The sequence below is a fragment of the Bacteroides cellulosilyticus DSM 14838 genome, from assembly GCF_000158035.1.
GTDB classification, from domain to species: Bacteria; Bacteroidota; Bacteroidia; order Bacteroidales; family Bacteroidaceae; genus Bacteroides; species Bacteroides cellulosilyticus.
Window position 1 is genome coordinate 653,102 of the sequence record NZ_EQ973490.1, and the last position, 15,821, is coordinate 668,922.

General features: G+C 43.3%; 7 protein-coding genes. 6 read left to right on the plus strand and 1 reads right to left on the minus strand.

From position 1 onward, the window contains the following. The 6 genes from BACCELL_RS07255 to BACCELL_RS07280 all read left to right on the plus strand — a co-directional run. A partial coding sequence (locus tag BACCELL_RS07255; protein WP_007211010.1) for a hybrid sensor histidine kinase/response regulator transcription factor occupies window positions 1-3,495 on the plus strand: 3,495 nt, incomplete at its 5' end. A 145-nt stretch (window positions 3,496-3,640) separates the two neighbouring features. After that, a complete protein-coding gene (locus BACCELL_RS07260) occupies window positions 3,641-5,200 on the plus strand; it encodes a sulfatase family protein (protein ID WP_007211011.1) in 1,560 nt (519 codons plus the stop codon). Between the two features lie 166 nt (window positions 5,201-5,366). After that, window positions 5,367-8,507: a SusC/RagA family TonB-linked outer membrane protein gene (locus BACCELL_RS07265; protein WP_007211012.1), complete on the plus strand. Its 3,141-nt coding sequence runs from the start codon at window positions 5,367-5,369 to the stop codon at window positions 8,505-8,507. Window positions 8,508-8,524: 17 nt separating this feature from the next. Then, the gene (locus tag BACCELL_RS07270; protein ID WP_007211013.1) at window positions 8,525-10,129 is read left to right on the plus strand and encodes a RagB/SusD family nutrient uptake outer membrane protein; all 1,605 of its coding nucleotides are present in this window, start codon (window positions 8,525-8,527) and stop codon (window positions 10,127-10,129) included. A 129-nt stretch (window positions 10,130-10,258) separates the two neighbouring features. Continuing rightward, the gene (locus BACCELL_RS07275; protein WP_044153472.1) at window positions 10,259-13,159 is read left to right on the plus strand and encodes a chondroitinase family polysaccharide lyase; all 2,901 of its coding nucleotides are present in this window, start codon (window positions 10,259-10,261) and stop codon (window positions 13,157-13,159) included. 214 nt (window positions 13,160-13,373) lie between these two features. Then, window positions 13,374-14,315, plus strand: coding sequence for a tRNA-dihydrouridine synthase family protein (locus BACCELL_RS07280; protein WP_007211016.1), 942 nt, complete (start codon window positions 13,374-13,376; stop codon window positions 14,313-14,315). Between the two features lie 9 nt (window positions 14,316-14,324). Here the strand turns inward: BACCELL_RS07280 and BACCELL_RS07285 are convergent, their stop codons facing one another. After that, the gene (locus BACCELL_RS07285) at window positions 14,325-15,692 is read right to left on the minus strand and encodes a sulfatase family protein (protein ID WP_007211017.1); all 1,368 of its coding nucleotides are present in this window, start codon (window positions 15,690-15,692) and stop codon (window positions 14,325-14,327) included. Between the last annotated feature and the right edge of the window lie 129 nt (window positions 15,693-15,821).

The window sequence follows — 15,821 nt, forward strand, 5'->3', positions numbered from 1 at the left end:
ATCGAGAAAGGAAATATCACCAGTATTTACCAGGACAATGCAGGCGAACTGTGGATCGGAAGCTGGGAAAAGGGACTCTTCCGAGTGAAAACAGACGGAAATATCGAGAACCTGCGAAACGACCCGAAGAACCCACATAGCATATCTTCCGATTTTGTCAGATCCTGCTGTGAGGATAATCTTGGCAATATCTGGATAGGAACCTTCAACGGTCTGAACCGGTACAATAAAACGACAGGACTTTTCCAGAACCACACCTCCAACGAGATGCAGAATGAAGGACTTACACACTCGTCCATCTGGTGCATCGTAAAAGATAATCAAGGTACTTTATGGCTGGGTACTTACTTCGGCGGTGTCAATTACTTCAACCCTGAATATGAAATCTATACCCGATACAAAGCTTCCATTCATGAAAAAGAAGGATTAAGCAGTCCCGTAGTCGGACGCACCATCGAAGATAAGAACGGAAATCTGTGGATTGGCACAGAAGGAGGCGGACTGAACTTCTACAACCGCCGGACACGTGAGTTCAAGTGGTATCTTGCCGGACAAGGACGCAACAGCATCTCCCACAGTAACGTGAAAGCCCTTTATTATGATCCCGCAAAGGAAATCATCTGGATAGGAACCCACCTTGGCGGACTGAACAAACTGGATATCCGCACAGGTACATTCACGCATTATCTTATGGAAGAAGGAAATCCGGAAACTCTTCCGTCCAATATCGTTCGTGACATTGCCCCCTACCAGGACCAATTGATTGTCGCTACCCAAAACGGTGTATGCCTGTTCAATCCTCAGACCGGAAAATGTCAACAGCTCTTTAAAGATAGCAAAGAAGGGCGTAAAATAGCTATGGTTGCAGATGTAGAGGTAGATAATAGCGGTACGCTCTGGATTGCCGCCACAGGCGAAGGTATCTTCTCCTACCGCTTCGATACGAACAAGTTGACCAACTACCGTCACGACGGAACGCAGGCACACAGCCTCAGCAACAATAATGTGAACAACATCATGCAGGACAGTAAGGGTAACTTGTGGTTCTCTACTTCGGGAAGTGGCCTCGACCTGTACCGCTCCGCTACCAACGATTTCGAAAACTTCGACAAGGGCAAGAACGGACTTGTCAGTGATTGCATTTACGATACACAAGAATCTCCCGTCAGCGGTAAACTGATACTGATTACCAATCAGGGCTTCTCCATCTTCGATCAGAAAGTGGAAAAGTTTCAGAACTACAGCGTGGAGAATGGTTTCCCACTGACAGCTGTCAATGAAAACGCCCTTTGTGTGACACGCGACGGAGAAATCTTCCTTGGCGGTACGCAAGGTATGCTCTCATTCAATGAACTGGAACTTAATTTCACCCCGAAGCCTTACAAGATCATCCTTTCCCGCCTCATCGTAAACGGCGCCGAAGTAAAAGTGAGCGATGAAACGGGTATTCTGACGCAATCCCTATGCCATACACAGGAAATCACCCTGAATGCTAACCAAACCATGTTCAGCATCGAATTCGCCACCTCCAACTACGTGGCAGCCAATAAGAATGAAATCATTTACAAGCTGGAAGGCTTCTCCGAAGACTGGAACAGCACGCGCGGCCAACCTATCATCACCTACACGAACCTGAATGCCGGAACATACAATCTGCTGATTAAACCTAAAGGAAAAGAAGAGTCCATCTGTCCGCAGGTGCATCTTACGATTCATGTACTGCCACCTTATTATAAGACTCCGCTCGCCTATCTTATTTATCTGATAGTGACCGGTATCCTTTTGTGGTATCTGGTGAAGACATACAAATCGAGAATTAAGCTACGTGAATCGTTGAAGTACGAACAAAAGCATATACAAGACGTGGAAGCGCTGAACCAATCGAAACTACGTTTCTTCACCAACATCTCACACGAGTTCCGCACGCCGCTTACACTCATCGTATCGCAGGTGGAAACTCTGATGCAATTGCAAAACTTCACACCCACCATTTATAATAAGATACTGAGCATTTACCAGAACAGCATCCAACTGCGCGAACTGATCACCGAACTCCTAGACTTCCGCAAACAGGAACAAGGACACATGAAGGTAAAAGTCAGTCCGCACAACATAGTGCATTTCCTTTATGAGAATTACCTCATCTTCATGGAATATGCAAGCAGCAAACAGATCAATTTCAATTTTGAGAAAGACTGTGAAAGTCTTGAAGTATGGTATGACCAGAAGCAAATGCAGAAGGTAGTCAATAACCTGCTATCCAATGCCATCAAGCATACCCAAGCCGAAGATACCATCACACTCAGCATCACCACCGAAGGCTATGAAGCCGTAATTCGCGTGACTGATACTGGTAGCGGTATCGATGCCAAAGAAGTAGATAAGATATTCGACCGTTTCTATCAGACAGAGCAGATGGACAGCCTCACCACCGGTGTAGGCACCGGCATCGGTCTAGCCCTGACGAAAGGCATCGTCGAACTGCACCACGGCACCATCAAGGTAGAAAGCGAACTGGGCAAGGGCAGCAGTTTCATCGTCCGCCTTCACCTGGGCAACGCCCATTTCAATACTGAGGAAATCAGCAAAAAGAGCGAAGACGTACAGCAAATAGAACAACCGCAAATTTCTGAAATAGATGCTTCACTCAAAGCTGAATTGGAAGAAAATGCCCCGATTAAGCGCATGCCCGATGTCAAGATGGTTATCGTGGAAGACAATGCTTCCATTTGTGAGATGTTGGCAAACATCTTCCGCCCATTCTATCAGGTGCTGACAGCCGCAGACGGTGAAGAAGGTCTGGAGCTGATACAGAAGGAAATGCCGAATATTGTGGTAAGCGACGTCGTTATGCCCAAAATGTCCGGTACCGAGCTCTGCAAACAGATTAAAAATGATTTCAATACTTGCCACATACCGGTAGTACTGCTTACCGCACGGACTGCCGTAGAACAAAACATTGAAGGACTGCGTATCGGTGCGGACGATTACATCACCAAACCATTCAACACGAATCTGTTGATTTCGCGTTGTAACAACCTGGTAAATTCACGCATTCTCCTCCAAGAAAAGTTCAGTAAACAACCACAAGCTTATGCACAGATGCTTGCCACCAACCCGATAGACAAGGAAATCCTGGACCGCGCCATCAGCATCATCGAAAAGAATCTGGATAATACGGAATTTAATGTCAATATCTTCGCCCGTGAAATGGCTATGGCACGTACCAACCTGTTCACTAAACTGAAAGCTATCACCGGGCAAACACCGAATGACTTCATCCTGACCATTCGCCTGAAAAAAGGCGCCTTGATGTTGCGGAACAACCCGGAACTAAACATTACCGAGATATCGGACAAAATAGGTTTCAGTTCTTCACGCTACTTCTCAAAGTGTTTCAAGGACGTATACCAGATCAGTCCGCTGGCATACCGTAAAGGAGAAAATATGGACTCCGATGAAAAGAACGAAGAAGAACCGCCTCTTGCCACTTAACAGGCAAGAGGCCGGCAAAGTACCAAACATACACTCGATACGTGTTTTGTACGTTTTTCCCCTTCACTTGTACTCTACTATACACAGAATTTCCCGAAAGCCATTACCTTTGACCTCAGAAATAACAATCTAAAGTCAAAGAGCTATGAAACATTTTTCACCTTTATGGTCTCTCCTCCCGGGCGCAGCCCTGATAGCTGGATGTGGAAATCCATCGAAAAAGGAAACCACTGACAACACCCGTCAGAAACCTAATGTGATATACTTAATTGCCGACGATTTGGGTATCGGCGATTTGAGTTGCTATGGCGCTACCAAGATAAGTACTCCTAATATCGACCGTCTTGCCGGACAAGGTGTACAGTTTACCAATGCCTATGCTACTTCCTCTACCAGTACTCCTTCCCGCTTCGGTCTGTTGACAGGTATGTATCCTTGGAGGCAGGAAAACACGGGAATCGCTCCGGGTAACTCTGAGCTGATTATCGACACAGCCTGTGTCACCATGGCTGATATGTTCAAGGCAGAAGGCTATGCTACCGGCGCCGTAGGAAAATGGCATCTGGGACTCGGCCCCAAAGGTGGTACGGACTTCAATCATCTGATAAAGCCTAATACTCAAGATATAGGATTTGATTACGAATACATCATTCCCGCCACAGTTGACCGTGTACCTTGTGTATTCGTTGAGAACGGACATGTAGTAGGTTTGGATCCTAACGATCCCATTACCGTCAACTATAACCACAAAGTGGGTGACTGGCCTACCGGATTGGAGAATCCGGAACTTGTAAAACTGAAACCCAGTCAGGGACATAACAATACGATTGTAAATGGTATTCCCCGTATCGGTTGGATGACCGGTGGTAAATCTGCTCTTTGGGTGGATGAGGACATTGCAGATGTCATCACAGGTAAAGCAAAAGATTTTATTATCAAGCATAAAGACGAACCTTTCTTTATGTACATGGGTACGCAAGATGTACATGTTCCACGCGTCCCCCACGCCCGTTTCGCCGGAAAGAGCGGTATGGGAACCCGTGGTGATGTAATCCTGCAACTGGACTGGACTGTGGGCGAGATTATGAACACTCTGGACAGTCTGAACCTTGCGGATAACACCATCTTTGTATTCTGTAGCGATAACGGCCCTGTCATTGACGACGGCTATCAAGATCAGGCTCTTGAACTACTGAACGGTCACACTCCTATGAAACAATACCGTGGTGGAAAGTACAGTGCCTATGAAGCCGGAACACGTATTCCATTCATTGTACGTTGGCCTGCCGGTATTCAGCCTTGTAAACAGCAAGCTTTATTCTCTATGATTGATGTATATGCTTCTTTGGCTGCGTTGTTGAATCACCCGCTTACACCCGCAACCGTTGCTCCTGACAGCCGTGATCAATTAGCCACTTTCTTAGGGAAAGATAATACCGGATGCGACTATGTAGTACAGCAGAATTTGAACAATACTTTATCGATTATTCAAGGAACATGGAAGTACATCGAGCCAAGTGATAAACCCGCTGTCGAACATTGGACTAAAATGGAGTTAGGGAATGATCCCAAACCTCAACTGTACAATATTTCCATAGATCCGTCGGAGAAAAATAACGTTGCAGCAGCACATCCGGAGATGGTAAAAGAGCTTTCAACACTACTGGAGCAGGTAAAGGCCGGGAAGAACCAGGGTACAAAGTAAGGAATCGTACAGAACAGGGTTTCTTTATCAAGAATGTACAAATTCGTACTTTTTGCGAACTATTAACTAAAGTCGACTTCTATTCAATCACATACATTTGCGTTGTGATTCGAGTCGTTTAACGAGAAAGAACAACCTTTTTTAAAAACTAATTAATTTAATATTTATGAAACAGAAAGTAACCTTAATGCTATTGGCAACTTTTCTTTGCTGCGTATTAGGCGTACAGGCACAGACAGGAAGTCAAGTTACAGGTAAAGTTGTTGATGCCATGGGAGAACTTCCCGGAGTCAGCGTCGTTGTGAAAGGAACTACTAATGGAACTACTACCGACGTAAATGGTGAGTTTAAGTTAGGTAACGTAAAAAACTCTGATGTCTTACAATTTTCTTTTATCGGATATAAAACTTTAGATGTAAAAGTCGGAAATCAAAGAAAATTCGATGTTACATTACAGGAAGATGCTCAAGCATTGGATGAAGTTGTTGTTGTAGCTGTTGGGTATGGTGACGTTAGAAGACGCGACTTGACAGGTTCTATTGGATCGGCTAATATGAGCGATCTAGTTAAAGCTCCTGTCACCAACATTGCCGAAAGTTTAGGTGGTCGTATTGCAGGTGTACAAGTTTCATCCTCTGATGGTGGTTTAGGCGACAATTTCAACATTGTTATTCGTGGAGCCGGCTCATTAACAGGAAGTACCGCACCTCTTTATGTAGTTGACGGATTCCCTCAAGAAACATCTACCATGAGTGCACTTAACCAAAACGATATCGAATCTATTGATATTTTAAAAGATGCATCTGCAACTGCTATCTATGGCGCACGCGGTGCAAATGGTGTTGTTATTATTACCACCAAAAAAGGTGGCGCAGGTAAACCTACAATCACTTATAATGGTAGCATGACAGTAGGTCAGGTGAAAAACACTGCAGATATGATGAATGCATATGAGTTTGTTCAATTGCAACGCGAACTTCTTGATGATGCAGATTTTGAAAGTAACTATATTACTGACCTTTATGGTTCTCTCGAAGATTATAGATATGCTCCAACATATGATTGGCAAGACTATATTTATCGTACAGCGTTAAGTCATAATCATCATGTTTCTATGACAGGTTCACAGGGCGATCTTAAATATTCTACTTCATTATCTTATACCGATCAGCAAGGTATCATCATCAGATCTGGCTTAAAACGTTATCAAGGACGTGTAAACCTGAGCCAAAAAGTAAATAAGAGATTGAAAGTTGATTTCACAGGTAACTATGCCAGTAATGTACAAGATGGTCCTACTGCCTCAACCGCTACGACAGCCATGTCTACAGCCTACATGTATAGTGTATGGGCATTTCGTCCCGTATCACCTACCGGATCAGACATGTTAAACCAGATGTATGATGAAGGTGTCAATATGACAGAAGACTACCGTTTTAACCCAGTACATTCTGCACGTAATGAATATCGTCACAAAACCACTAACAATTTACAATTCAATGTTAGTGCGGATTACGAATTCATCAAAGGATTGAAACTGAAAATTGCTGCCGGATACACTTCAAGAGACTATACGAATGAAGAATTCAACAGTTCAATGACTCGTACGGGTAACTCACATCCTTCAAATACACAAAGTAAAGGTATTAATGCTTATCTGTACAAATCAGAAGCAAGAAGTTATCTGAACGAAAATACTCTTACCTATCAGTTCAATAAAAACAAGCATAACTTTAATGCACTGGCAGGTCTTTCTTTCCAGAAGAATACAAGCTACATCTATTCCATTACAGCAGAACATATAGCTAAAGATTCCTATGGAATGGCAGGTTTGGACAAAGGTTCATCTACTCCTTCTGTAACATCATCAAAGGGAGAAAATACATTGATGTCCTACTTCGGACGTATCAACTACAACTATGACTCTCGCTATTATGTAACTGCCACTATGCGTGCTGACGGTTCTTCCAAATTTGCAAAAAATAATCGCTGGGGTTACTTTCCTTCTGGTTCATTGGCCTGGGCATTCCAACGTGAAGCTTTTATGTCAGATGTAAACTGGCTATCAAATGGTAAATTACGTTTCAGTTATGGACAAACAGGTAACAACCGTATTGGTAATTATGAATATATGGCTCACCTTGTTACCAGTGATGATGTATATAAATATCCCTGGAACGGACAGTTCAATCAAGGATATGTACTAAGTAGTATGGAAAATGAGAAATTAAAATGGGAGACAACAGAACAGTTAGACTTCGGTATTGATTTAGGTTTCCTAAACGGACGTATTAATCTTACGATGGATTATTATATCAAAACCACAAAAGATTTACTACTTGATGCTAATATTGCAGCTAGTTCCGGCTTTGCAACAGCCACCCTAAATGTAGGTAAATTGCGCAATAACGGTTTTGAACTTACATTGGAAACAACAAACGTTAAAACCAAAGATTTTAACTGGACATCCAACTTTAATATCGCGTTCAATAAGAACAAGATTATTTCTCTGAACTCAGGTCAGGAAGATATTACTAGCTACATTACTTGGGATAATAAATATCGTACCACACCTGCATACATTAGCAAAAAGGGTGAAGCAGCAGGCAAAATGTATGGTTTCATCTATGAAGGAACTTATAAATATGAGGATTTCAATATTACTGAAGAAAATGGAAAAAAGGTTTATACTCTTAAAGAAGGTATTCCTTATTACGTAGCCAATACTCAACCAGGCGATCCGAAATACAAAGATCTGGATAATAGTGGTACAATTACTGACAAAGATAAAACGACAATCGGTAATGGACAGCCTAAACATATTGGTGGTTTCAGCAATAACTTCACCTACAAAAACTGGGATCTGAATATCTTCCTGCAATGGAGCTATGGCAACGACATTCTGAATGCCAACCGCCTTGTATTCGAAAATCCTGGAGGTAAAAAGAACACCAATATGTTTGCAGGATACGTTAACCGCTGGACTGAAGATAATCCAACTAGTAATATTCCACGTGCAAAAGCAAATGGTGCTGCAGAATACAGTTCACTATATGTAGAAGATGGTTCATTCCTGAAACTGAAAACTATCTCTTTAGGATACAATTTCCTGCCTAAGACATTAAGACCGCTTCATATCAGTAGTGCACGTCTTTATGTGTCAGCAGAAAATATAGCAACAATCACTGGATATTCTGGTAATGACCCTGAAGTGTCAACTCGTAATTCTATTTTGACCCCAGGATTCGACTGGTCACCTTATCCACGTTCATTCAATATGTCTGTGGGATTAAATGTAACATTCTAATTAATAAAAAACAGAATATGAAAACAATATATAAAAGCTTGAGAAATATCAGCCTCGCCCTATGTGCCACAATGGCCATCAGTTCCTGCGATAGCTTTTTAGATACGAAACCTTATGATTTTGTTGCCCCACAAACGTTCTATACAAACGAATCGGAATGTACAATGGCTTTGGCCGGAGTTTATTACACACTAGTTTACGAACAAACTTATGGTAACTATTACTCATGTATGATTTCCAATGTAGATGATCTGAGCTACTACCAACGCCCTGAAGGCCAAACAGCCAGCTACGTATATGGTAATGATCATAGCCCTAGCGAACAATATATCTGGGGGGCATGGGAAACTCTATATAAAGGGATTAATAATGCCAATATGCTAATAGAGAATGTAGATGGTGCTGACATGGAAGATGCTATAAAAACCCGAATCAAAGGTGAAGCCAAATTTCTTCGTGCATACTACCACTTCTTATTAGTTCAAGGATGGTACGAAGTTCCTCTTCGTCCAGAATCATTCAAGGACGTAAACAATTCATCCAAAGAAGCAACTTCGCATGTTGAAGCTTTGGATTGGATTATCCAGGAAATGGAAGATTGCGTAGATATGGTAGATAATACAAACTATGATTTATCTCCGTCATATGTTAAGAAGAATTCAGTTATGGGCGTACTTGCCCGCGTTTACTTGTGGCGTGCTTGTTATCCATTTGACGGAAAAATTTCTAGTGATGGAAAAGCCTACTTCGAAAAAGCAGCTTACTGGGCAACCCAAGTTAAAAATTCAAATAAGCATCACTTGAATCCTGATGTTTATACCATGTGGAAAGCAATGGCTTCAGATACTTATGATACAGAATATAATGAATCTATCTGGGAAGCCGAATTTATAGGTACACGCGACGATGGTAGCTACACAGCTGGACGCATTGGCAATGTAATAGGTAATATCCAGAAAGGTACTGCAAATCCAGGTAATGGATATGCCTACGGTTTCTACGCCCCCACACTAATACTTTGGGATCTATTTGACGAAAAAGACAAGCGTCGCGATCTCTCTATCGCACCTTACCAAATCAATGCCAAAGAAGAAAAGGTAGAATGGACTGCAAAGCAAATCGTACAACGGTCCTGTGGAAAATTCCGTCGTGAATGGGAAAGTGCTGCAACAAAGCACAAAAACTATACCCCTGAGAATTACCCACTATTACGTTATGCAGATGTACTGTTAATGCTTGCTGAAGCTGAAAACGAAGCCAACCAAGGTCCTACAACATCGGCCTACGAAGCTATTAATGAAGTACGCGAACGTGCCGGAATCGATCCTCTGAAGAATTTATCTTATAGCGATTTTCAGCAAGCTGTACGTGACGAACGTGCCCGTGAATTATGTTTTGAATCTTTACGTAAATATGACTTGGTACGATGGGGAATTTACGAGAAAGCGATCCACGATGATTTAGGTGCTGCTACAAAAGACTCTCGTTGGGCTACCGGTACTAATTTCATCGGTGCAGCTACCTACGCTCAAAGAACATCGGAAAAGCACCAGTTTCTTCCTATCCCCACCAAAGAACTGGGTGTGAATACTAAGCTAAAACAAAACAAATATTGGGAATAATCATTTAGTTACGCATAACTTCTAACCTTAAAATGAAATCAAATAGACCTTAATCAATTTGATATGTATGGGGAGAGTGACCGTGAGGTTCCTCTCCCTCTTTTTAAAAACTTAAAAACAATATGCCTTATGACCAGAAAACACTTGCTATTCATCCTTGCGCTGCTATGCGGTCAAGTATCCTTTGCCCAACTGATAGGTTTTGAGACTGGGATTCCCAAGCAGTTTCAAACAAGTGATAAGGGAAAGATAACTTTATCTACTCAGTATTATAAAGAAGGGAAACAGAGTCTGAAATGGGATTTCCGTTCCGGTTCCAAGCTCAACGTTACTCTTGAACAGCCTCTCACCCTTGATGAGCGAATGGAAAATTCATACGGAATAACCTTATGGATTTATAATGAAGTCCCTCAACAAGATTCCATTCGTTTTGAATTCCTTTCCCCCCAAGGAGATGTCTCTTATTGGTTCAGTTTCCAGTTGGCATCGACTGGTTGGCGCGCTTGCTGGATCGGCTTCCAGCACATGAAAAGAGATAAACAAAACAAAGAAATAGCAAGCTATCGGCTGATAGCCCCTGAACGAAAAGGTCGCATATTTCTGGACCGCTTGACTTTCCCTGTGAAAAAGATGAACGACCGCACTACCCCCGACTTACAGATGCCTTACAATAACTCCCTCTCGTATCGTGACCTGTGGCATTGGTGCCGGGTTTGGCAATGGGAACAATATAGGTATGATATTCCATTACCTTCCACCCTCAATCAAGCAGAAAAAGACGAACTGCGTACCGTAGAACAGCGATTAACTAATGCCCTCGATATTCAGAAAGCGCCGAAGGAAGCTGTTTCCAAAGCATACGATGTTTTTCAGAAAGCCAATATTCAACGCTCCGGAACAGGATTCACCGGTACTCCGATTCTAACACCCGATGAGCTTGACCGTTCTAAAGGAGAAATTTCCTGGAATGACCTGGAGACAATGCTCTCCGGATTCGCTTACGATGCTTATTATAATCATTCCGAAACTTCCCGCCAGAATTACTTCACCGTCTGGGACTTCGCCATAGATCAGGGATTCTCTTTCGGTAGCGGAATGGGAACCAATCATCATTACGGATATCAGGTACGGAAAATCTATACTACAGCCTGGTTAATGCGCGACGCTATCTGGAAAGCTCCCAACCGGGATAATATCTTGTCCACCCTCATTTTCTGGTCTGCCTTGCAAGAAACCCGTCAACCTTACCAATACGGCAGAGATGAATTACTGGACAGCTGGCACACCCTCTTAATGGCTAAAACAGTTTCAGCATTACTGTTCACTGACGAACGGGAACGAGTACGCGCACTGAAAGGTCTTTCCCGTTGGGTATCCTCTTCTCTTCAATACACTCCGGGCACTATCGGAGGTATCAAAGTAGACGGAACCACTTTCCACCATGGCGGTTTCTATCCGGCGTATACCACAGGTGTACTAGCCATGGTAGGGCAATTCATCTCCTTAACCAATAAGACAGTCTATGAACCTACCGAAGAAGCCCGTCAAGTACTGAAATCCGCCTTTATTGCCATGCGCAACTACTCCAACAAATATGAATGGGGAGTTGGCATCAGCGGACGACATCCTTTCGGTGGCTCGATGAAAGCGGATGATGTAGCAGCTTTTGCTTATCTTGCTCTATCGGGAGACTTATCAGGAAAAGGCAAGGCTTTCGATCACTATCTGGCAGCAGACTATCTACGGCTTTGTGAAAAGGATACCCCTGAAGCACGTTACTTCAAAACGCAAGGTATCACTCCCGCCGCTGCTCCGCAAGGCTTCTTTGTATATAACTATGGAGCGGCAGGCATTTTCCGGAGAAGCGATTGGATGGTAACCTTAAAGGGATATACCACTGATGTTTGGGGATCTGAAATTTACCGGAAAGACAATCGCTACGGACGTTATCAAAGTTATGGTTCCGTCCAGATTATGGGATATCCCTCACGACTTGCCAGCGGTTATGATGAGAATGGTTGGGATTGGAATCGCCTACCGGGAACCACGACCATCCACTTACCATTCGAATTACTGGATAGCCCGCTACCGGGAACTACCATGGCACATTCCAAAGAGAATTTCTCAGGCAGTAGTTCACTGGAAGGGAAAAACGGAATGTTTGTTACGAAACTGATGGAACGTGAACTGAAAAACTTCACCCCGGATTTCGTAGCCCGCAAATCCGTCTTCTGCTTTGAAAACCGGATGATCTGTTTAGGAACAGGTATTCATAACAGCAATAACGAATATCCAACCGAAACAACTCTCTTCCAAAGTACATTCCAAAAGGGAAAGAGCACCATCCTCGTTAACGGAGAAGAAGAAAAAGAGATTGGTTTCAAAAAGAAACTTTCCGGTACTACTGAAAAGTTACTTTCTATCAGGGACGGTTACAATAACCATTATTTCGTGAAAGACGGTAATGTACAAATACAGATCAAGGAACAAGAATCTCGTCATGAAAAAACACGTGCTGTAACACAGGGCACTTTCGCTTCAGCATGGATTGAACATGGAAAAGCCCCTAAAAACGGAACGTATGAATACCTCGTATGGATACAGCCAACCGATCTGGAATTAAAAGAACATGAGGCTTTGCAAACATACGAAGTATTACAACGAAATGATAGTGCACATATCGTTCACGACCGATTAACCAATATCACTGCCTATGCTGTCTTCGAAACCTATCGCTCGCAACGGGATAGCCTGCTTAGTCTTATTCCGGCAGAAACAATGGTTATGTATAGGAGGGACAAAGCGAATATCATTATGAGCGTTTGCGATCCAAACCTAAATATTGAGGAAAAGGCATATACCACCAAGAACCCCAGCCGCGTTCTTAAAAAGAGACTTGAATTAAAAGGAAAATGGAAAATCAGTATACCTAATGAAAAAGTAATCCTGACTGCAGACGGAGAGAATACCATTCTCACTGTTCATTGCCAACATGGGCAACCTGTAGAATTCAGTCTCCAGCAAAATTAAAAATCCCGGAAGAATATTTGTAGCAATTACTCTGCTACATGTCTGGAAGTTGTCTGAACCGTACTTGCTCCGTACATTCTCCACTCAGAGGTACCTCTACACGACGAAAGTACGAGGTTGGTACGGAGCAAGTATAGTTCAGGTATGGTTTTATGGAACATGGTTATTCCGCTAAAATAGTTACCTTTGCAGAAATATTGAATAACTAATTGATATGCAGAGTACCCTCCCCATTCATTTTGCCCCGCTGCAAGGTTACACCGAGGCTATTTACCGACAAGCGCATGCCCGTATATTCGGTGGTGTAGAGAGCTATTATACTCCTTTTGTACGTGTAGAGCACGGAGAAATCCGAAAAAAAGACATGCGCGAGATTACTCTGGAAAACAACCGTGGCGTGCAGCTTATTCCGCAACTCATTGCTCCCGATGTGGACAAAATGGAGCTGATAATTGCCCTATTCATCGAAAAAGGATATAAGAATGTGGACATAAATCTGGGATGTCCTTTCCCTCTTTTGGCTAAACGGCACAATGGTTCGGGAATGCTTCCTTATCCCGAAGAAGTACGGGAGTTGCTGACTGCTGCCATAAAGAATCACCCCGACCTTCAGTTCTCTGTCAAGATGAGGTTGGGTTGGGAGAACCCGGAAGAAAGTCTGGCTTTGCTACCCTTGCTGAATGAACTGCCACTGACACATATCATTATGCATCCCCGATTGGGAAAACAGCAATATAAAGGGGAAGTGGATTTAAAAGGTTTTGAAGCCTTCTACAACGAATGCAGCCATCCGCTTATTTATAACGGTGATTTACTTACAGTAGAAGATATACAGACTATCAGCGAACGCTTTCCACGACTGGCAGGTATCATGATAGGTCGTGGACTGCTTGCTAATCCCGCCTTAGCTTTAGAGTATCAACAGGGACATCCGCTTTCCGAAAAGGATATGCAGGAGAGACTCAGATTGTTCCATGCTGACGTATTTGCCCAGTATGGCAATCTTCTGGAAGGGGGAGACAAACAACTGCTGACGAAAATGAAAAACTTCTGGGAATATCTGATGCCGGACGGAGACCGAAAGGCAAAAAAGGCGATTCATAAGTCCAACAAGCTGGAAACTTACCAAGCGGCAGTCCGCAGCTTGTTGGGGTAATCATTCATCTTATTCCGGATTTACGCCCGGAATCGTATGTACATCTTTACGTATCTGCGCTACATGATGCAACTTCATCCAGTCGTGCAGGTACTCACGGTGTTGCAACAGGATCTCTTTGTATTTCTCCTCGATGGCGAGGTTCCGCATTTCGCCACGGTCTTTTTCCATATCAAAAAGTTGCTCACGGTAACGGCCTTTGTCATACAACACATATTTATAGCGAGAGGTACGCAAAGCCCAGCCACGTGTATTGCCACCTTTATCGAAAGTAGTTTCGGTTACGATATAGTCCTGATGCTTCAATGACGGATCAGCTTTCTCTACCAACGATCTGAAAGAGACACCATGCAGCCCTTCAGGAAGCCGGATACCTGCCCAGTCGCAAACTGCTGCAAAAAAATCGACACCATTATTCACGAGTTGCGGCATCTCCTTGCCGGCATTCTTCTTTCCCGGTAAGGTTACAATCAGAGGGATATTTACCACCTCTTCATATAAAGCCGATTTCTGGTTCCAGTGGTGTGCTCCCACTCCGTCGCCATGATCACTGGTAAATATCACGACTGTATTCTTCCATAAATCCTGTTTATCTATAGCATTCAGAATCTTACCGATTTCCGCATCCACCTTTTCAACCAGACGGTAATAGAGGTTCCGGTAACGGCGCCAATCATCCGGAGTATAGTTACGGGTAGGATAAGCCGAATAATTCAGGCTCTGCTCATAACTGATAACATCAGCGTCATAAGGATTCTTAGCAAAATTAAGAGGTAGTCCCGGCCACTCATTCTGCGGCAGGTCTTCTATATTCCCCCAAGGCAAATTCTGGCTACGTGCGTACTCACAAATATTATGCGGGTTATCGAATCCTGCCACCAGGAAGAAGGGTTTGGTATGTTTTTGTTCCAGAAAGCCGACACAGGCTTCCGCCAGCCCATTATCACTATGAGGATGGATAGTAGTAAAACCAAACTCTTTATCCGGCATGGAGGCAGTATGTACATGCCATTTACCAGCATAGATACAATCATAACCGGCATTTTGCATCAGTGTTCCCAAAGTCCGGGTACGCAATGAATCCGGTATCGGCGTACCATTTCGGGCAAGTCCTACTTCGTGCGAAGTATAGCCTGTAAACATAGCTGCCCTGGCAGGTCCACTCAGGGGCGTAGAACAATAGGCATTACGGAACAGAACACCCGCCTGTGCCAGTTTATCCATATTCGGAGTATGCAAGTCATCGTTTCCCATGCAACTCATCGCAGAGGCTGTCTGCTGATCGGTAACAATGTAGATGATATTAGGCAACTCTTTCGCCCAAGCCAAAGAAGGAACGACAGCCGTTGCACACAACATTATATTCTTTACTTTCATCACAGTTCTATTTTAAGGATTAACTTCATTATTTTTTCAGTTCCACATCGAAGCTGGCGGCATCTCTGCACGTAAATTGTAAAACAGTCTGCTGCTTATCTTTGGAAATCACTTTGCAATAAGGAGTTT

Coding starts and splice junctions, on each gene's coding strand:
- BACCELL_RS07265 (WP_007211012.1), top strand. CDS start 5,367: ATGAAACAGAAAGTAACCTTAATGCTATTGGCAACTTTTCTTTGCTGC.
- BACCELL_RS07260 (WP_007211011.1), top strand. CDS start 3,641: ATGAAACATTTTTCACCTTTATGGTCTCTCCTCCCGGGCGCAGCCCTG.
- BACCELL_RS07285 (WP_007211017.1), bottom strand. CDS start 15,692: ATGAAAGTAAAGAATATAATGTTGTGTGCAACGGCTGTCGTTCCTTCT.
- BACCELL_RS07280 (WP_007211016.1), top strand. CDS start 13,374: ATGCAGAGTACCCTCCCCATTCATTTTGCCCCGCTGCAAGGTTACACC.
- BACCELL_RS07275 (WP_044153472.1), top strand. CDS start 10,259: ATGACCAGAAAACACTTGCTATTCATCCTTGCGCTGCTATGCGGTCAA.
- BACCELL_RS07270 (WP_007211013.1), top strand. CDS start 8,525: ATGAAAACAATATATAAAAGCTTGAGAAATATCAGCCTCGCCCTATGT.